The sequence below is a fragment of the Limnoglobus sp. genome (assembly GCF_059499385.1).
Window position 1 is genome coordinate 85,097 of sequence record NZ_JCABYM010000032.1, and the last position, 21,037, is coordinate 106,133.

Annotated in this window: 6 protein-coding genes; 4 read left to right on the top strand and 2 right to left on the bottom strand. The window is 70.0% G+C overall.

Features of this window, described 5'->3' with window-relative positions; translation table 11 throughout:
- Positions 1 to 14 precede the first annotated feature (14 nt).
- From AC5JJ2_RS05785 to AC5JJ2_RS05795, 3 genes are all read left to right on the top strand, one after another.
- Positions 15 to 7,946, top strand: a complete 7,932-nt coding sequence (locus AC5JJ2_RS05785; RefSeq protein WP_495857018.1) for an IPT/TIG domain-containing protein — start codon at positions 15 to 17, stop codon at positions 7,944 to 7,946.
- 276 nt (positions 7,947 to 8,222) lie between these two features.
- Entirely contained in the window at positions 8,223 to 10,616 is a 2,394-nt protein-coding gene (locus tag AC5JJ2_RS05790; protein WP_495857019.1) for a serine/threonine-protein kinase, read from the top strand.
- Positions 10,609 to 12,426, top strand: a complete 1,818-nt coding sequence (locus tag AC5JJ2_RS05795; protein ID WP_495857020.1) for an adenylate/guanylate cyclase domain-containing protein — start codon at positions 10,609 to 10,611, stop codon at positions 12,424 to 12,426. Before AC5JJ2_RS05790 ends, AC5JJ2_RS05795 begins: the two co-directional genes overlap by 8 nt.
- Before the next feature lie 243 nt (positions 12,427 to 12,669).
- Here the strand turns inward: AC5JJ2_RS05795 and AC5JJ2_RS05800 are convergent, their stop codons facing one another.
- Complete coding sequence (locus tag AC5JJ2_RS05800; protein WP_495857021.1) at positions 12,670 to 16,749, bottom strand: ThuA domain-containing protein; 4,080 nt, start codon at positions 16,747 to 16,749, stop codon at positions 12,670 to 12,672.
- Between the two features lie 267 nt (positions 16,750 to 17,016).
- Here AC5JJ2_RS05800 and AC5JJ2_RS05805 point away from each other — a divergent pair, with 267 nt between their 5' ends.
- A complete protein-coding gene (locus AC5JJ2_RS05805; protein WP_495857022.1) occupies positions 17,017 to 19,380 on the top strand; it encodes a trypsin-like peptidase domain-containing protein in 2,364 nt (787 codons plus the stop codon).
- 17 nt (positions 19,381 to 19,397) lie between these two features.
- Here the strand turns inward: AC5JJ2_RS05805 and AC5JJ2_RS05810 are convergent, their stop codons facing one another.
- A complete protein-coding gene (locus AC5JJ2_RS05810; RefSeq protein WP_495857023.1) occupies positions 19,398 to 20,834 on the bottom strand; it encodes a Gfo/Idh/MocA family protein in 1,437 nt (478 codons plus the stop codon).
- Positions 20,835 to 21,037 lie beyond the last annotated feature (203 nt).

Consider the following 21,037-nt stretch of genomic DNA (forward strand, 5'->3'; position numbering starts at 1 on the left):
TAGAGGATCGAACCATGGGTTCTCGGTTCGCTCGGTTTCGCGGCATCTCCCGCCGGCTGCTCGGCCCTAACGCCCAGGCCGCCCGCCCGGTCCCGCACCACCGGGTCGCGCCCCAGTTCGTGCAACTGGAGGACCGGGTGACGCCGGCCACGTTCGTCGTCACGAACACGCTGGACAGCGTCACCGACCTCGGCGGCGGCCTGTCGCTGCGGCAGGCCATCCTGGCGGCGAACGCGAACCCCGGCCACGACGAGATTGTGTTCAACATCCCGATCAGCCCGTCGCTGCCGTCGCTGCCGAACGACCCGACCGTCCAGTACTTCCCGATCATCCTGGCGACCACCCTGCCGGACCTGACCGACCCGCAGGGGGTGACGATCGACGCCAGCACCCAGCCGCGGGTGGACGTGACCAGCACCCGGCCGCTCGTGCAGCTGCTGCCGAACCCGAACAAGGGGGCGTTCCCGAACGAGATCGGGGCGTTCAACATCGCCGGCCAGAACAACGTCATCCGCGGGTTCGTCATCACCGGGTTCCCGGGATCGGCGATCACGTTCGTCGGCCTCGGGGCGAAGGACAACATCGTCGTCGGGAACTGGATCAACACGGACATCACCGGGACGAAGAGCTGGAACCAGGACCCGATCATCCTGGAGGCCCGGCCGCCGGGGACGCCGGAGGAGCTGACGAACTCCGGCCCGACGCCGGAGCCGATCACCGGCGTGTTCGGCAGCGCCAAGCACGTCACCGCCGGCATCACGATCCTCGGCGGGGCGAGCGGGAACGTCATCGGCGGGGTGACGGACGCGGCCGGCGTGCCGCTGATCGACGGGGCCGGGCGGCTCATCGGCGCGGGCGGGTCGATCATCCGGTTCGGCGGCGCGAACCCGCCGGGCGGCATCCCGATCACGATGGAGATCAACCGGAACGTCATCTCCGGCACGCCGGAGTTTCGCAAGGACTTCCTGCTGGCCGCGGACGGCGGGTCGCGGGAGCGGGACAAGACCGGGGCGGCCGTCGGCCCCGGCATCCGGATCATGGACTTCGGCACGTCCAAAAACCTGGTCCAGGGCAACTTCATCGGCACGGACATCACCGGCCAGGCCGCCATCCCGAACCACAACGGGATCGAGATTTTCAACGGCGCGACCAGTAACCTGATCGGCAACCCGCTCACCCCGGACAGCGAGAACCTGATCCGGTTCAACGCCCACGACGGCGTCCGGATCGCGGAGACGCCGAACCCGTCCAAGATCTCGCCCCGCGGTGCCCCGCTCCCGCAGGGCGAGTCCGGCGACTTCCTCGCCCCCGTGTTCTACGACCGGTACTCGCCGAACTACTTCACCGGCGGGTCGGCCGGCGGCGGCGTGACCGTCCTGGACCTCGCCGCCACCCCGCCCCGGCGGGACACGTTCGGGCAGTTCGCCGGCATCTCCGGCATTGACCCGGACGACTACGGGACGACCCCGACGACCGCCCGCGGGGCGCAGGTCCAGATCGGCACCACGATCACCCTCCGCGGCCAGAACCTGCTCGGCACCACGTCCGTGGCGTTCTTCGGCAACGAGGCCGGGACGGCGCTCGTCCAGGGCAAGTTCAAGGTCATCGACGACTCGGCCGTCGAGGTCGTCGTGCCGGAGGGGGCGGTCACCGGGACCGTCCAGGTCAGTTCGGCCGGCGGCGTGTTCACCGGGCAGAGCGTGACCATCCTCGCCGCCCCGCAGCCGGTCCTCGCCAGCACCTCGACGTTCTTCCCCAGCCAGGGCGTGCCCGGCCAGCGGGTCACGATCAGCGGGTCGAACTTCGGCGGCACCCTCCAGGTGCTGTTCAACGGGCTGCCGGCGAGCAAGTTCACCGTCCTCGACGTGGGGTCGCCGAGCGAGCGGATCGAGGCGTTCGTGCCGGTCGGGGCGGCGTCCGGGCCGATCACCATCCAGAACCCGGCCGGGGCGGACGTGACGCTGCGGCAGTTCGTCGTCGTCACCGAGCCGCCGCCGTCGCTCGACCCGCTGCTGACGACCGCCGGCGTGCCGGGCCAGGAGATCATCCTGTCCGGGGCCGGGTTCACCAGCCTCAGCCTCGTCCGGTTCGGGTTCGTCAACGGGTCGTCCGGGTTCGCGACGACCGACTTCGTCATCGACAGCCCGACCCAGGCCCGCGTCAAGGTCCCGGCGAACGCCCCGCCGAACCTCGGGCCGATCCAGATCACGACGGCCGGCGGGACGGCGATCACGCCGAACAACTTCCAGACGCTGCCGGCCGCCACGCCGGTCGTCGCGACGATTTCCACCGCGTCGGCCGTCGTCGGCGCGACCGTCACGATCACCGGGACGAACCTGCTGTCCACCCTCCAGGTGCTCATCGGCGGGCTGGCGTCGCCGAAGCTGACGGTGGTGAACGACGCCACGATCACGGCGACCGTGCCGCAACTCTCCCCCGGCGGCTACCAGCTCGTCGTGCAGTCGCTGGGCGGGACCTCGGCCCCGCAGAACTTCGTCGTGGCCCCGTCCCCGGCCCCGTCCGTCAACCCGATCACCGGCGTGTTCCGGAACAGCCAGGTGCTGATTACCGGGAACAACCTGCTCGGCACCAGCCGCATCCTGTTCGGCGACCCCCGGCCGGGGTTCGGGGTGGCCGTGCCGGCGTTCGAGGTGCTGGACAACACGACCATCCGGGCGACCATCCCGGTCGGGGCGGGGAACGGGCCGTTCTTCGTCACCACCCCCGGCGGGCAGGCGTCGAACACCGCGACCATCCTCAACAGCCTGCCCCCGAACATCGGGGAGGCGGCGCTCCCAAACCCGGTGTCCGGGCAGGTCGGCACGGTCGTGTCGCTCGAAGGGAACGGGCTGCTGGCCACCCAGGACGTGTTCTTCCCGGCCGCCGGCGGCGGGTTCATCCCGGCCGCCAAGTTCACCGTCGTCAGCGACCAACTGGTCACGGCCGTCGTCCCGCCGGGGGCGGCGAGCGGGCCGATCCAAATTCAGACCGTTCCCCGCGTGGTCGGCGGCCCGCGGCAGGTCGTCAGCTCCGCGAACTTCACCGTCAACGCATCCCCGCTGCCGGTCCTCGGCTCCGTGTCGACCACGACCGGGCCGATCGGCACGTTCCTGACGCTTACCGGCAGCGGGTTCACCGGGGCCGTGCAGGTCGTGATCGGCGGGTCGCCGACGTCGGACTTCACCGTCCTGAGCGACAACCAGATCCAGGTCCGCGTCCCGAACCTGGCGCAGGACGGGTCGGTCGTCGTCGTCACCCCGGCCGGGATCGCGACCAACGGGAGCGACCTGACCGCCCTGGCGCTGCCCCCCGGCTCGACGGTCACCGTCACCGGGACCGGGTTCACCGGCACGTCGGCGATGACGTTCGGCGGGGCGGCGGTCGCGAACTTTAACATCGTGGCCGACACCCGACTGATCTTCGTCGTCCCGCCGGGGGCGGTCAACGGCATCCTCGGGCTGGTCAAGGTTCCGGGATCCGGCACGCCGACGTTCACGACGTTCGACGTGACCCCGTCCCCGTTCCCGGTCGTCACGTTCAGCACGCCGGGCACGGTCCGGAACGCCCAGGTCACGATCCAGGGGACCGGGCTGCAAGGGGCCACCCAGGTGCTGTTCAACGACCTGCCGTCCGAGTTCACGGTGATCTCGGACGGGCAGTTGAACGCGATCGTCCCGAACGGGGCCAACCCCGGCACGATCAAGGTCGTCACGCCGGGCGGGTTCGCGATCAGCCCGAACGACTTCCGGATCACCGCCGCCCCGCCGCCGCAACTGTTCGACATCGCCGGCGTCGGCCCGGCCCTCAGCACACCGGACATCGGCATCATCGGGTCGAAGTTCTTCCTGAACGGCGGCACCCAGGTGATCGACATCGACGGCACGTCGTTCACGTTCAGCACGCTCGACAGCATCTTCCGGGTGGAACTCACCGAAGTGGACAGGTTCGGCAACCCGATCGGGCTGACGACCGAGGCCCGGTTGGACGGGGACGACATCCTGGTCGGCCCGAACAGCCTGTCCGAGACGAACTACTTCTTCACCATCCCGGCCGTCGAGCCGGGGTTCTACAGCGTGCAGGTGTACGCCAGCACGAAGGATCTGGCGACCGGGAAGAACCTGCCGACGTCCGGGTCGAAGCAGGACTCGTCCCTGCGGGCGACGACGAACATCCTCGGCCAGCAGTTCCTGTACGGGGACATCCTCGAGGTCGTCCAGAACGCGACGCCGATCGTCGAGCGGGTGGTGTCGAAGGCGAAGGATCCGGACGCGGCCGTCGTGACGGACGAGGACCGGCTGCTCCGCGGCGTGCCGATCAGCGTGTTCGGCAGCGGGTTCACCGGGGCCACAGCGGTGACCATCGGCGGCACGACCGTGACCGCCCAGTCCGGGCTGATGAAGGTCATTTCCGACGAGGAGGTGCAACTGAACATCCCGCGGTTCGCCGGCGTCGGGGCGATCGCCGGGGCGAAGGTGTCGGTCACCGTGCCGACGTTCATCAACCTCGGGGCGTTCTACACGCCGTCGTCGTTCACGTCGCAGGAGGACGTGCGGATCGACATCGCGGCGACGCCGCCGCTGGCGTACACCGTCCCGGACGGCGGGGCGTTCCTGCCGGGGCAGAACATCACCCTGACGGCGGCCGCCGGGAGCACGTTCTACGGCGTCACCGGCGTGAGCATGGCGGCCACGGCTATCGACAACAACGGGGCGTTCGTCAACCTCGGGACCGCCCAGGCCCCGTTCTTCCGGGAGTTCGGCGAGAACGCCCCGTTCGTGAACATTGCCATCGCCTCGAACGGGAAGACGGCGACCGCCCAGATCCCGACCAGCTTCCTGAAGGTTCCGGACCCGCCGACCGGGTTCGCCAAGGTCGGGTTCCTGGAGGTCCGCGCCGGCTCGAACGAGTCCCCCGTGGGCATCGTCGGCATCGGCACGCCGACGATCCGGAACAACGAGACGCCGAACGTCGCGTCGATCAGCAAGACGAACTTCTACAACCGGAAGATCACGCTGAACGCCCCGCCGCCGACGGCGAAGGACCACCTGTCGCTCGTGAGCGTCAACACCGTCGAGATCACGATCGAGGTGCCGGGCGGCACGAGCACGATCGTGCTCGGCCGGAACAACATCCAGGTCGACGCCGGCAACAACCTCGTCGTCACCCTGCCGTCCGCTCCGAACAAGCCGACGTTCGACAACACCAACCCGCACTTGGGGGCCGCCACGAGCGGGTGGCCGAACGGGACGGTCAAGGTGGCCAACGACATCGGCAACGGGGCCGGGAACTTCACCCGCGACGACCAGCCGAACGCCAAGCTGTTCGACTTCCGGCTCACCCCGCGGGCCCCGCAGGACAACCGCATCCAGGCGCAGCCGATCTACGAGAACGGGGCGCAAGTCCTCGGCAAGAACGGGCTGACGGACGACCTCGCCCAGCAGGGGATCGACGGCGACCACGGGATCGACTTCGTCACCCGGCTGGACACCGGCGGCATCGCCGTCCCGGACGGGATCATCGGCCGGGTGTTCAACTTCGGCTACCGCCGCAGCGACCAGATCTTCCCCGGCAACCACGGCCGCGGCGGGATCAACGACGGCTACCTGAACTCGTTCAGCCTGGAGCCGGGCGTCCCGAACGCCATCGGCGGGGTCGTGGACCCGAACGTCCTGGACTCCATCGACCCGCCGCCGGCCCACTTCATTTACGGGCCGATCAACAGCTTCAACAACGTCGTCGGCGGCCGGTTCTACGGCCCGAACCTGCTGCAGAACTTCCCGCTGCTCCAGGTCGTCCAGTCCACCCTGGACCGGACGCAGTTCAACACGGCGCTCATCGCCAAGCCGTTCCGGTCGTACCGGATCGACTACTACTACAACCCCGGGTTCGACGACCAGTCGGCGGAGGCCCTCCGCACGTCCGTGGCCGGGTACGGGGAAGTGTTCCTCGGGTCGAAGATCATCAGCACGGACTTCCAGGGGAACGGGTCGATCCTGTTCTCCGTCGGGGTCAAGCAGCCGGACGCGGACGGGAACGTCACGTTCGCGCCGGGCGAGTTCCGGCTGCCGAACAACCAGCCGCTGCCGGAGAGCGTCCTCAACTCCGGGACCGGGGTGGTCGTCGCCACGGCGACCGACCTGACGCCGGCCGGGCCGTTCGGCCCGACCGTCACGGAGGGGCCGGACGGCACGTCCCGGTACAGCTTCTTCCGCCGGGTGGACACCTCGACCGGGGCGATCTCCGGGACGGTGGTGTTCGACAAGAACAACAACAAGGTCCAGGACGCGAGCGAGACCGGCGTGGCCGGCGCGACGGTCGAGCTGTTCCTCCGGCAGGTGGACGGCGGGCTGCCGGCGAAGGCGAACCTGACGGTCCTCACGGACGAGGGCGGGGCGTACTCGTTCGACCAGGGGTCCACCCCGGCCGGGCTGGGGCTGCCGAACGGCCAGCACCTCGTCCGCGTCACGCTGCCGTCCGGCAAGGACTTCCAGTTCTCCGTCCCGGCGAACGGCCAGCTCTCCCCGACCATCGTGGCCGGCGAGACGGTCCCGAGCCAGGACTTCTTCGTCGTCGGCACGGGCGCGGCGATCTCGACCGGCAAGATCGGCGGGCAGGTCATCTTCGACCAGAACAAGAACGGCGTGTTCGACGCCGGCGACGCCGGCATCGCGGGCGCGACGGTCAACCTGTTCCAGCGGCAGCCGGACGGGTCGTTCCCGGCCGCCCCGGCCCAGACGTTCACGACGGACGCCACCGGCGTCTACCAGTTCGGCGCGCCGCCGGCCGGGCCGGGGTTGGTGGTCGGCACCTACGAGGTCCGGTTGACGCTGCCCAACGGGAAGGACTTCCAGTTCTCCAACCCGGCGAACGGCGTCCTGACGCGGGCGATCGTGTCCGGCGAGACGATCACCGGCGCGAACTTCCTGGCGACCGGGACCGGGGCGACGGTGCCGCCGATCATCCCGCCGATCGTCCCGCCGGTCATCCCGCCGATCACGCCCGGGGCGAAGCTGCTCGCCATCGGGGCGGACGCCGGCGGCGGGCCGCAGGTCAACGTGTACAACCAGGTCGGCACGTTCCTGTACCAGTTCGCGGCCTACGACCCGCGGTTCACCGGCGGCGTCCGGGTGGCGACCGGGGACGTGACCGGAGACGGCAAGGCGGACGTGGTGACCGCGCCGGGGGCCGGGGCCATCGGCGTCGTCAAGGTGTTCGACGGCGTCACCGGCGTGCTGTCCGGGCAGTTCCAGCCGTACGAGGATTCGTTCACCGGCGGCGTGTACGTTGCCACCGGGGACATCGACGGGGACGGCGTCCAGGACATCATCACCGGGACGGGCAAGGGCGGCGGCCCGCGGGTGCAGGTGTTCCAGGGCGGCACGTTCGCCTCGATCCTGAACTTCTTCCCGTACGAATCGACGTTCCGCGGCGGCGTCCTCGTGGCCGCCGGCGACGTGAACGGCGACGGCCGGGCCGACATCGTCACCGGCACCGGGGTCGGCGGCGGCCCCCGCGTCCAGGCGTTCTCCGGCGTGGACAACAAGGTCCTCGCCAACTACTTCGCCTACGAGAGCACGTTCCGCGGCGGCGTGTTCGCCTCAGTCGGTGACCTCAACGGCGACGGCCGGGCCGAGATCATCACCGGCACCGGGCGGGGCGGCGGCCCGGTCGTCAAGGCGTTCGACAGCGTGGTGCTGGCGGCGTTCAACCCGTCCCCGACGCCGGTGCAGTCGTTCTTCGCGTTCGACCCGAACTTCCGGGGCGGCGTGCGGATCGACTCGATCGACGGGAACAACGACGGCAAGCTGGACTACGTGGTCGCGGCCGGGCCGGGGGCCACGTCCCTCGTCCGGGTCATCGACTTCGCCAGCCAGCAGGACGTGTTCCGCATCCAGGCGTTCGACCCGGCGTTCCTCGGCGGCGTGTTCGTCGGCGGCACGCACTAGCGGCCGACGGGTGACGCGAACGAAGAACCCCCGGCGAAGGCCGGGGGTTTTTGTTTGTCGGGTCTTGTAGGGCGGGTCAAGGCTTTGCGCCGACCTGCCGAACGACCGCAACCACCAACAAGAGTCGCCGAGGTGGCGGAGACCGTTGCGGCGGGTCGGCGCAAAGCCTTGACCCGCCCTACGAAACCCCGCTCGTTTCGTCGTTGCCCGCGATTCCGTGCCATCTTAGATTGACTGTCACCCCCTCTCCCACGGCCTCGCACCGAGACTCGCTCCATGCCGTCCGGGCACGATGACGCTGTTCGACCGGACCCCGACCCGCCGCCGGTCGGCGGGTCGGGGACGGTCCGCCAGCACACCGACCAGGGGCCGTCCGGCACGTTCAAGCAGCCCGACCGCCAGGCCGCGGCCGCGACCGTCACGTTCCTCCGCGGCTCCGCCGGGCCGCTCCCGCAGGTCCACACGCGGGAGGAACTCACGCAGCTGATCGTCCGCAGCAAGGAGGGTATCGAGCCGCCGCTCGTCGCCGGGTACACGCTCGTCCGCGAACTCGGGTCCGGGGCCTACGGGACCGTCTGGGAGGGGCAGAACGCCGACACGAAGGAGCGGGTCGCGATCAAGTTCTTCCTGGCGTCCCGCGAGAACACCGGGACCGTCCTCGAAGAGGTGACGAACCTCCGGGACGCCGAGGGGTGCTACGGCATCATCTCCGTCAAGCAAGTCAACCGGCACGGCATCGCCCCGCATTACGTCCCGAACTACGTCATGTCGCTGGAGGTCGGCGGGTCGCTCCAGAAGCGGATCGACGCCGGCACGCTGACGCCGGACCGGGCCGTGCGGCTGTTCGCGCAACTGGCCCGCGCGATGGCGTTCGTCCACTCCCGCGGCCTGCTGCACTGCGACCTGAAGCCGGCGAACGTGCTCCTGAACGCGGCGGAGGAGCCGGTCGTCGCGGACTTCGGGCAGGCGCAGCGGGCGAGCAGCACGGTCGCGGCCCTCGGCACGTTCTTCTACATGGCCCCGGAGCAGGCCACCCGGCAGCCCCGCACGCCGAGCACGCAGTCGGACGTGTACTCGCTCGGCGCGATCCTGTACACGATGCTCGTCGGCAAGCCGCCGCGGCACGACGAGCGGTTCCTGGCGAAGCTCCGCGGCATGGCCGACGTGGACGACACGCTGGAGGCGTACCGCGTCGGGCTGAAGGACCTGCCGCCCCCGACGGCGCACAAGGGGGTCGCCGACCCGCTGCTCGCGCAGCTGATCGACCGCTGCCTCGACCTCGACCCGGACAAGCGGCCGGACGACGCCGGCGACCTGCTCCGCCACCTGAAGCACCGGGACTGGTGGAACCGGACGAGGCCGGTCGTCACCCTCGGCACGGCGGCGACGGCCGTCGGCATCCTGATCCTCTTGACGCTCAGCCTGTGGGCCGGGGACGTGGTGCTGGCGAACTCCCGGCGGGACATCACCCGCGAAATCCAGGGGAGCCTGCTCCGCGACTCGTGGTTCGGCCGCAAGGAGACCGAGGACCGGTTCGACGAGCGGATCCGGTTCATGGAAGAAACGGCCCACGCGTGCCCGGCCGACCTGCGGGAGCAGCTCGCCCGGCTGGCGAAGAAGGTCGCCGCCCCCGCCTTCAAGCCCGCCGACCTGACCGAGGCCGACCGGCGGCCGTTCGACGCGTGGCTGACGGCGTGCCACAAGGACCTGCTCGTGCGAGAGGGGAAGACCGGGTGGAAGTCGATCAGCCTGCTCCTCGCCGCCCCCGGCCGCGGGTACTTCGTCAGCCGGGTGGACACCGGCGGCGAGGTCACGACCCGGACCGGCGCGGACGGCGCGACCGTGTACGGGACGAACTGGGCGTTCCGCGACTACTTCGGCGGCGGCGGCAACGACTACCCGAAGCGGGGCCGGACCGACCTGGCCCACGCCCCGATCCACCAGACGCACATCACGCAGGCGTACCAGTCCACGGCCGACAACCGGCCGTGGCGGGTGGACGTGGCGACGCCGATCTTCGCCCGCGAGTCCGGGACCGACCGGGAGGTCGTCGCCGTCCTCGTCACCGGGTTCGACCAAAAGAACGACCTGCGGCCGTGGATCGAGGCGGACGACGACACGTTCCCGCCGAGCATGGCCATCGCCAGCCAGGTCAACTCCGTGCTGATTAACGACCGCGGGTCGTGGGTGTGGCACGAGGGGGCGATGGCGAAGCTGGAGGCGGACCTCGCCGCCGGCGGGCTGCCCCGCGACCCGGAGCGGTACCTGGTCGGCCCGTGGAACGCCCCGCGGCTGCCGACCGTCGAGGGGGACCCCGACCCGCTGCCGCCGCTCGACCGCTCCGGCGACCCGGAGATGCGGCTGCGATTGTCCGACCGCCACCGGGACTCGTGGCAGGACGAACCCGGCCCGGCCGCGAAGCGGTACATCGCCGCCTACGAGGTGTTGCTGCCGTACAAGAACAGCCGGTTCCCGCAACTGCGGGAGAAGCCGTGGTATCTTGTGGTGAAACTCGACGCGGCGACGGCCCTCCGCCCGGTCGAGGAGCTAAAACAGAAGATGCAGTGGGCCGGGCTGGTGTTGTTCGCCGGCCTGCTGGCCCTCACGGTGGCGTTGTGGGTGTGGCTGATCCGTCTGCTTCGGCGTCAGGAGTTCGCGACCAATGGCTGAACTGGAAGCCCTGTACGAGAACAAAGAGCAGAACGTCCGCAACGGCTGGCGGAACCCCCTCCCGGCGAACCAACCGATCAAGCTCGGCCGCGTCCACGGCCAGGCCGACTGGTGGATGAACGACGGCCTCATCTCCGCGTTCCACGCCACCGTCCAGTGGGACGGCGAGCGGCTGACCGTGACCGAGCGGACCGACCCGCCGCCGACCAACCGCATCTACTACCAGTCCCGGCCGCAGCCGACGTTCGCTATCGCCCCCGGCGACTCGTTCGTCATCGGCAACACGGTGTTCATGCTCCACGCCGGGTCCGCGTCCACGATCGCCGCCGACCGCCCGGACGTGACTATCCCGGCCGAGGCCACGTTCACCCGCGCGCAGCTCCGGCAGGTCCCGTTCGACACGTCGGCCACGTTCCTGCGGGCGCTCGAGCAGGTCCCGGACGTGCTCCGGCTGGCGAACGACGAGGACATGCTGTTCCGGAACATGGTGAAGGTCGGCCTCGACGCGCTGCCGCACGCCGACGCGCTGGCCGTGGTGCAAATCCCGCCGGAGGCGACGGAGAACGACAAGCGGGTGCTCGTCCGCACCCACCAGCAGCGGATGGCCGGCAAGGCCGAGACGTTCATGCCGTCCCGCCGGCTCGCGTTCCGCGCCGTCCGGCAGGAGAAGAAGAGCGTCCTGCACGTCTGGATCGGGGAGAAGAACGAGAACATGACGATCCGGATGGACTCGCACATGCCGGGCGTGCCGTGGGCCATCTGCACGCCGTTCAAGGACGACTCCGGGTGGGGGCTGTACGCGGACGGCCGGCTGCCGAAGGAGCCGGCCGTCGAGCGGGGGCAGGTCCGGGACAAGGAGCTGACCGACTACCAGAAGGTGATCGAACTCGTCGCCGGGCTGATCGAATCGACCCGCAAGGCCCACCAGCTCGACCGGCAACTGACGCTCTACCGCCGGTTCATCCCGCGGCGGCTGTGGAACGACGCCTCCGCCGAGCAGCTCGACGAAATCCTCCACCCGCGGCTGACGACGGCGACCGTGCTGTTCTGCGACATCCGCGGGTCGTGCAAGTACGCCGAGGACGGCGAGATGAACCTGGAGGAAACCTGGTTCGACCTGGCGACGGCCATCGACGACATGACGAACATCATCTCCGGGGAGGACGGCATCGTGGCCGGGTTCCAGGGGGACGCGGTCATGGCGTTCTGGGGCTGGCCGGACAACATGGACGACCAGATCGAGCGGGCGGCGAAGGCGGCGCTCAAAATCCGCCGCCGGTTCGACCAGCTCGGCTGGCGGAAGGACCTGAGCTGCGGCATCGGCATCGCCCACGGGCAGGTGATGGCCGGCCGGATGGGCGCGTCCGAGTTGGCGAAGGTGGACGTGTTCGGCCCGACCGTCAACCTCGCGTCCCGGCTGGAGTCGCTGACGAAGCAGTTCGGCGCGCGGATTCTGCTCGACGAATCGGCGGCGAAGTATTTGTCCGAGAAGCAGTGGCGGCAGGGCCGCGTCCGCCGGCTGGGCCGGTTCATCCCGAAGGGGATGACGAAGGGGACGGTGCTGAGCGAACTGCTGCCGCCGGAGCACGAGCCGGTGCAGGGGAACATCAAGGAGGCCGTCCGCCGCAGTTGGGAGGAGGCGCTCGGGTGGTTCCTGGCCGGCGAGTGGGGCCAGGCCCGCAACCGGTTCGAGCAGTTCTTCGGCAACGACCCGGCGGCGAGGCAGCTGCTCGACCACATGGCGAAGACGAACGGCACGCCGCCGAAGGACTGGGCCGAGAAGCCGGACATCGTGCTGGAATCGAAGTGACGGCGACCGGTCCGACCCCGGCCACGGCGAGCGTCCCGGCGTGAGCGGGACGTGCCTATACCCGTGCGGTGACGGGATGCCATAGCTGGTGGAACCCAGAGCGGAAGCGACGGGGTGTGGTGACAGCCCCCACACCCCGTCGCTTCCGCTCTGGGTTCCACTGTTGCGGTTGGAGTATGTCGATTCTGGGTACGAGACACGTCACGCTTACGCCGTGACGCTCGCCGTTGCGACGGCAACCTCTCACCGCGCCACGTTCGCCCCCGGCCACACCAGTTCGTTGAACCGGTCCACCGGCTCCTTCGCGCTCCAGGCAATCCCACGCAGCAGCAGCACGCGGAACAGCGGGTCGTCGAACGTGTGCGAGTAGTGGCCGGGGATCGACACGAACACCCGCCCCTTGCCCGGTTCCAGCGACCACACCTGCGGCCACGCGGCCTTCTCCTCGATGGCCGTCGCCAGCACGCGGTCCGGCTTCAAGTCGCCGACGAGCTTCCAGTACGTCTCGTCGATCAGGTCGAGCTTGTCGAAGTTCCGCAACACCGGGTGCTTGGCCTCTTTGTTCACCGCGAGTGACACCTCGCCGTGCCGGAACTTGGTCCCGCCCGGACTGGCGAGGCCGATGCGGGTCGCGAAGCCGGGGCCGTCCTTCCGCCCTTCGAGCGCCCAGTGGACGTACACCAACCCGCCGCCGCGTTCGAGGAACGCGTCCACGTCGGCGGCCCGCTTCGCGTTCCAGTCCCCCTGGTGGTTGAACACCATCACGTCGGCCTTCGCGAACTCGTCCTTCGCCGGCCACTCCCACGCGGTCACGACCTCCGTGTTGTCCGCCGCCGCGAGGAGTTCGGCCCAGGCTTTCTGCCACGCCGGGTAGTCGTGCTCGCCGGGGCCGTGGTCCTTCGGCCCGGCGACGAGGACGACCCGCACCGGCCGCGTCTTCCCCGGCGGGGTCGGCGCGCCGGCGAGGGCGGCGTTCACTTCCGCCACCGTCCGCGGCTTCGGCCGCTGGCCGGGGTAGTCCCGCGGCATACTCACCGGCGACGTGAGCAGGAACGTGAGCAGGTCCTTCATCCGCTCCGGGCCGAGCAGCTTCGGCAACTCCTCCGGCATCGTCGAGACGGCCGACGCCTTCCGCGACTCCACGGCCGCGGCGGGAACCTCGGTGATAACGCCTTTCGCGTCCGCGATGCGGAGCCTGTCGCCGACGGTCTGCACGACGCCGGTGAGGGACCGGCCGTCGGTCAGGTTGACGGTGTACGTCAGGTGGTCCGGGTTGATGGCGAAACTCGGCTTCTCGATGTCGCGAAGGACGGAGGCGTAGTCGCGGTGGATCAGGTTCGACAGGTCCGGCCCGATCGTCTCGCCGCGGCCGTGGACGGTGTGGCACTTCGCGCACGCCGCCTGCTCGCTGAAGAACACCTTCCGGCCGCGTGCCCAGCTCCCGCCCGCGAGTTCCGCCGCCGGCTTCGGCGGCGCGGGTTCGAGCGCCTTCGCCGACGTGTCCGCCCACGGCACGAGGGCGCGGTGAAGTTGGAACGGCCGCGGGCGCTCGTCCTCGGCGGTGAAGAAACTGATGGAGAACGAGTCCTGCTCGGTCAGGACGAAGTTCGGTATCGTCACTTCGATGAGGGTCGGCCGTCCGATATTCGGTTCGATCAGGACCAAGCCGACTTCCTTCTTCAGCCCCCCGATCACATAGCCCGTGTCGCCCTCGCCGACGACTTTCACGGCCCCTCTCGCCGGGTACTGTAACGTCACCCTCTCCGGCGGGAACTGGTGATCCAGCCGCGACCCCGGTTGCACGGCCGGGCGGAGCATGTCCGTCAGGTTCAATTTCGCCTTCAGTCTGAGCGTGCCCTTCTCCTTCATCGCCGCCCACAGCGCGTCGTGTGTCGCGCTGCCGCGGGTCAGCTGCTTCGCCCCATTTAAATCCAAGCTCGGCAGCCAGCCGGTCCACGCCACCTTGTCGCCGACCGTCCACGTCGCCTCCCAGCCGGACAGGTCGAACCCGAGATCGACTTCCGCGTGCTGCCCGTCCTTGCCCGCCGTGCGGCCGAGGCCGGGGAGCGTGACGGCGTAGTGGACCGCGGCCGTGTGCGGGTCGGTCGCCAGCACCAGCGACCGCCGGTCCGGGGTCAGCTGCGCCGACCGCACCGGCACGTCGAACCGCGGGGCCGTCTTCTCCGCCTGCACCACCGCGTACCCCGGCCACAAGGACTCGAACCGGTCCCCGGCCCGGACGTGCGGCCCGGCCGTCACCTTCGTCCGCCGGACCACGTCTTGCAGCTGCCCCGGCTCGACCGGCCGGTCGAACTCCACGCGGACCTCGTTCGGGCCGCTCGGCCACGCCAGCACCGGCTGCGGCAGGTCGCGGCCGGTGTAGCTGATCTTGAACAGCTTCCCCTTACCCGTCGGCCCGCTGCCCCAGTCCGGCCCGCCGCTGTGGCAACACACGACGAGGTCCCCGGCCGGCGACAGGCACACGTCCATCGTCAACATGTTCAGGGACGCGAACAGGTCCGTCTTCGCCACGTACCCGGCCGGCGTCTTCACCAGCTTCGTCCGCCACAGTTTCCCCCGCGACTCGCCGGTCACGAACAGGTCGCCGGCCCACGCCTTCGGGCCGAACGTCGGGCCGCCCGGCGTCACCGGGTCGTTGAAGCAGATGCCGCACGTCGATTGGTGCTGCGGGCCGTAGTCGAACGTGCTCGGCTCGTCGATCACGTTCGGCAGGTGCTTCGGGTGGCGGGGCGGGAACCCGTAGTGCCGCCCTTTCTGGACGTGTAGCAGCTCGTCGAGCGGGTTGCCGTTCGGCAGCCACGTCGCCCCTTCCTGGTCGGAGATGAACAGGTCGCCGGCGGCGTTGAACCGCATCGCCACGGACATCCGCGTGCCGGTGGCGTAGGTCTCGCGGGTCTTGAAGTCGGGCGACACCTTCTGAATCGTGCCGCGCTCGTCGGTCAGGGAGTACCGGGCGTTGCCGTCCTTGTCCAGGAGGTAAGCGTTCGCGTAGTTCGCCGTGCCCCGGCCGAAGTACACGCTGCCGTCCCTCGGATCGACGACGACGCCGATCGCGTCGATGTTCACGCTCTTGTCCTTCCACCCGTCCGCGACGACGACCTCCTTGTCGGCCTTGCCGTCGCCGTCGGTGTCGGTGATGAGCAGGCACTTCCCCTCGGCGGCGACGAACACGCCCTGCCCGTACTTGTAGTTCGGCGGCGTCAGGTCCATGCCGATGGGCGACTTGAGCGTCTTCTTGTTCTCGAAGAAGGGCGTGGCCTTATCTTCGAGGCCGTCGCCGTCCGTGTCGCGGAGCAGCCAGATGTTGCCGTCGTACCCGACGGCCACGAGCGTGCCGTCCGGCCGGTACTTGACGTTGTTGATGTTCGTGAGGTTGACCGGCAGCTCGCGGGCCGTGAAGCCGGGCACGAACGTCTGCACCGCCGGCGGGTTCTTCACGGGGACCAGCGCCTCGCCCTGTGTTTCAGAATCGGCGGGGACCGATTCTTTCAGGGCGGCGTACTTCGTCGCCAGATAAGAGCGGACGGCCTTCAACTCGTCAGCAGTCAGCACGCGGTCGTAGACGAGCACCTCGGCGATGTCGCACCGGCTGAACCCGGCCGCGACCTGCTGGCCGGGGGCGTTGTTGTAGAACCGCGCCCCGACGGTGATCTCGTCCAGGCTGACGCGGCCGCCGGCCCGCGGCCGTTGGCCCTCGGCTTGGCCGTTGACGGCGAGCCGCAGGGTCTTCGCGTCGGCGGTCAGTTCGAGCGTGACGAGTTCGCCGAACGCTCCGGCCGCGGTGCGGAGGTTCCTTGCGCCGCCGAACCCGGCCCCCTCGACGTTCAGCACGCTGAACCGCGGCGTCGCCGTCGGGCCGAAGTCGATGTTCAGCCCGCTCTGGTAGTCCTTCTGGCCGGCCGCGTTGAACGCCAACATGCCGAGGAACGAACTCGGGTTCTTCCGCGGCACGGCGACGAGGAACACGGAGAAGGCGTCGAGGTTGGTCGCCTGCTTGACGGCCCGCAGGTGGTCGTCGGTCCCGTCGAACCGGGCGACGCCGACGCCGGCGACGATGAGCCGCGTCGGTCGCGCGTCGGCGACGGGTTGCGCCAGGTTCCGGCCGCGGCCGGAGGCGTCGTGCCACTGCGCGATCTTGTGGTCGGCCGGCGGCGGCTGGCGGCCGAACGCCCGCTGGCCGTCGAGCCAGAGCTGCAGGCCGTCGAGGACGGTCAGCCGCTTGTCCGCCCACGGCTCGGCCGCGGTCGCGACGGTCGGGAGCAGGGTGAGGATCGCGAGGGCGAGGAGGCGGGGGAGGGTCATCGGGAGGCTTCCCACAAGCGAGGGGCACGACGCTGAGGAGGTATCCTAGCGACCGCCCACGAATCCGGGTCGTGGCACGCGCAACGACCGGTTTTGTGGAACCCTGAGCGGAAGCGACGGGGTGTGGAGATAGCCCGACACCCCGTCGCTTCCGCTCAGGGTTCCACAAGCAACGGCTCCCGACCGTCGCGACGACCAGTCGCTAGTTTCCGCCCGCCGCGTGTGGTAACATTTCCTTCGCACGCCATCCGCACCAGGACGCCGCCGATGACCCGTTTGCTCCTCCCGGCCGTTGCCTTCCTCGCCCTCGCCGGGGCCGCCGCCGCGCAGCCGCAGGCGCTGCCGGCCGAGCAACTCAAGAAGATCAAGGCCGCGACCGTGTTCGTGAAGGTCGCGTTCGGCAACCTCGAAGGGTCCGGGTCCGGGTTCGTCGTCCACGCGGCGAAGGACTACGGCCTCGTCGTCACGAACGAACACGTCATCTCGCCGCCGCAGCCGCGGGCCGGGTTCGGCCGGTTCCCGCCGCCGCCCGGCTTCCCCGGCCGGCCGCCGATGATTGGCGGCGGCGGGAAGCCGTCCGTCGAGGTCGTCTTCAACAGCGGCACGCCGACCGAGTGGAGCGTCAAGGCGGACATCCTTTACGAGAACAAGGCGGACGACCTCGCGCTGTTGAAGGTGCGGGCGCTCAAGCCGATCCCGGACCCGTTGGCCCTCACCGGCGCGGACAAGCTGCCGGAGACGACGCCGGTGTACGTCTGCGGGTTCCCGTTCGGCGACGCGCTCGCCGAGGGGGCGAAGAACCCCGAAATCTCCATCGGCGTCGCCAGCGTGTCCAGCAACCGGCTGGACGGCCTCGGCAACGTCGTCACGGTGCAGCTGAACGGCGCGCTGAACCCCGGCAACAGCGGCGGCCCGGTCGTCACGCAGGAGGGGAAGCTCGTCGGCGTGGCCGTGAAGACCGTCACCGGCGCGGGCATCGGGTTCGCCGTGCCGCCGGCGAAAGTCCGCAGCGCCGTGCAGGACGTTCACTTCACCGTCCCGGCCGTGACGTTCATCGACGGGCCGCCGAAGAAGGTCCGACTCGAATCGAAGATGGTGGACGCCCTCGGCCGTAACCGGCGGCTGGAGGTCCACGTCGCCGCGGCCTCGAACATCACCCCGCCGGCCGAGGTGTCGAAGCTGCCGACCGCGACGGTCCTCGCCCCGGTCATGAAAGGCGACCTCGTCACGGCCGAGTTCACCCCGTTCTCGGCGTCGCACTTTTGGGTCCAGTTCGTCTGGACGGACGGCAGCGGGAAGGTGTCCCGCAACACGCCGCTGCGGCTCGCCGCCGAGACGCAACGCACCACCGCCCCGAACCCGCTCGCCGCCCGCCCGACCCCGCGGCCCGCGCCGGGGGGCAGCCCGCAGCCGTTCGTGGACGGCAAGCAGTTGCCGCCGCTGGCGCGGGACCTCGGCCCGACGCCGGCCGGGCAGATGGACGTGGACGAACTCAACCGCAAGGCCCGCGACCTGACCGGCAAGGACCTGACCATCGACATCCTGACGACCGGCTCCTCGGCCGGGTGGGGCGACGGGCCGTCGCTGTCCGGGTACAACCGCAACAAGCAGATGCCCGGCGGCCTCGACTTCGTCGTGGACCGCACCATGGCCGACCAGATGACGGCCCTCCGCGTGTCCGGGTTCCTGGCCGTGAGGCTGAAGGGGAAGCCGCAACGATCGGCCGCCCAGAAGCCGTGGGAGCTGTTCGTCGTCGAGGAGATCGGGCTGCTCGCGGCCGACGGGACGGTCGCGGCGACGTTCAAGCGGGGCGCGGCGGTCGCCGCCCCGCAGTCGCCGCCGACGCCGCAACGCGGGTTCGACACGGCCGGCGAAATCCGCCGCTACCAAGAGTTCCGCACGAACCCGCAGGCGACCGTCGGCCGGACGTACCAGCACGGGATGTACCTCACCGGCGTCAACGACGAGGTCGTCCGCGTCGGCAACCGGGACGTGGCGGTCAAGCGGCTGAACGTGACCGACCGGCTCGGCCGGGCAATCCGCGAGGTGAAGTTGTACGCCGAGCCGGTGACGGGGGAGAAAATCCAGGCCGCGTTCAAGGCCGACGGCCGGGTGAAGGTAATGGCTCAGATCACGTTCCAGCCGTTGCGGGCCGAGGCCAACGGGGCCGACTGCGGGGTGACCGAGATTTCGTTCTTCGACGACGCCTACGCCAACCGCGGCTGGACGGAGAAAGGCCCGCTGCCGGACCTCTTCCCGCCGCCGGCGGCCGTGCCGGTCGTCGCGAACCCGCCGGCCCCGCAGCCCGAACTCGTGCCGAACCGCGACGCGATGGTCCCGGCCAACGGCGACCCCGCGCTACGGGCACCGGGGGAGAAGCGGCCGGCCCTGCCGCCGGGTGAAGTCGATGAAGAGGGCGGCAGCAAGGGGTTGATGATCGGCCTGTTGGTCGTCGTGCTGCTCGTCATCGCCGGCGGCGTGGCGTGGGGCGTGCTCGGCGGCCGCAAGCCGCCGGAGCGGTCCGCCGGCCGGTCGCGGATGTCCGACTCCGGCCGGCGTCGCCCGCCGGTGGCCCGCCGCGACGCGGACGACGACGACGAACGCCCCCGCCGCCACCGGCGGGAGGATTGAGGGCGTCCCGTCGGGGATTACCCCTTCAGCCAGTCCCAGCCCTTGCGGTACTCCTTCGTCACGAACGCGGTCGCGGCCGACGAGTTCGCGAACGCCAGCTTCGCCGCGTCCCACGCCAGCTTCGACCCGCCGACGCGGACGGCGATGTTCCCCAGCAACATCGTCTCCGTCAGCGTCCCGGCGAAGTCGAAGTTCGAGTACGCCAACTCCGGCTTCCCGGCCCGCATCGCGGCCACCCACTCCTTCTTCATCTGCGGGTCGTTCTCCTTGTCCACGCCCGCCGGCAGCGTCTCCGGCTTCGTCAGTTGCAGCCCGGCGAAGTCCTTGTCCGGCACGAGCCGGAACTGGGCCGCGTAGTCGTTCGGGCTGTACAGGATGCCCTTCGTGCCGACGAGGATCGACCCGCTGTTCGCGACCGCCTCCTTCTCCCGCAGCACCTTCGCCAGCAGGTCCCGCGGCGGCAGCATCTTCTGGCCGTCCTTCGCCCCCTCGTACCAGTGGAGCGAGCACGCGGGCATGTCCGCGCGGGCCGGGAAGTCGAACGTCATGTGCGCCCACGCCGGGTACGTCTCCGGGTTCACCTCGCCGGACACCGCGGACACGGTACTCGGCGGGCCGAGCTTCAGGGCGCGGAACGCCATGTTCGCCGTGTGGCACGCCATGTCGCCCATCGCCCCGGTCCCGAAATCCCACCAGCCCCGCCAGTCGTGCGGGTGGTACACCGGCCGGCCCTTCCACTTGCCTTCCTGCAACTCGCCGATGGCATACGGCCGCATCGGGGCCGGGCCGATGAACTCCTCCCAGTGGACGTGCTTCGGGACCGCCGCGGAAACTTTCGGCCGCGCGACGATGGCCGGGGCCTGCCGCCAGAACTCCCGCGGCCGGTCGGTCCAGACGTGCGCCTCCGTCACCGTCCCGATCGTGCCGGCGTGGATCAGTTCCACCGCCCGCCGCAGGCCGTTGAGCGCCGAGCCTTGGTTCCCCATCTGCGTGCAGACCTTGTGCTTCGCGGCCGTCTCCCGCATGAGCCGGGCCTCGAAGACGGTGTGCGTCAACGGCTTCTGCGTGTAGACGTGCTTGCCGGCCCGCATCGCCATCACCGACGCCGGGGCGTGCGAGTGGTCCGGCGTGCTGACGGTGCAGGCGTCGAACTCCTTCGCCATCTCGTCGAACAACTTGCGGTAGTCGAAGAACTTCTTCGCGGCCGGGAACTTCTTCCCCTTCTCGCCGAGGCGGTTCTCGTCGATGTCGCAGATGGCGACGACCTCCATGAGGTCGCCGGCCTGGTCGATGTCGCTGGAGCCTTTGCCGCCGATGCCGATGCCGGCGACGCGGAGCTTCTCGTTCGCGCCGTGGACCTTCGGGACGGAGAACGCGGGGCCGGTGAAAAGGTAGCCGAGCGGGGCGGCCGTGCCGAGCCGGAGGGCCTGCCGACGGGAGAGACGCGGAGTCATGAGAGGAACCTCGCGGAAAGTGGGGTGAGAGTGAAGATGATACCCGGACGGCGGCGACGATGCGCAGGGAATTTTCCCGCCTGGGCGTAGGCGGGAAGGCGTTTCCCCGAACACGCGATACGGGGTTGTGTGGATCGCGTTCGGTATTCGTCTTGTTCCCTCCCCCCTTGGGGGGGAGGGTTAGGGAGGGGGGTGAGCTTCCC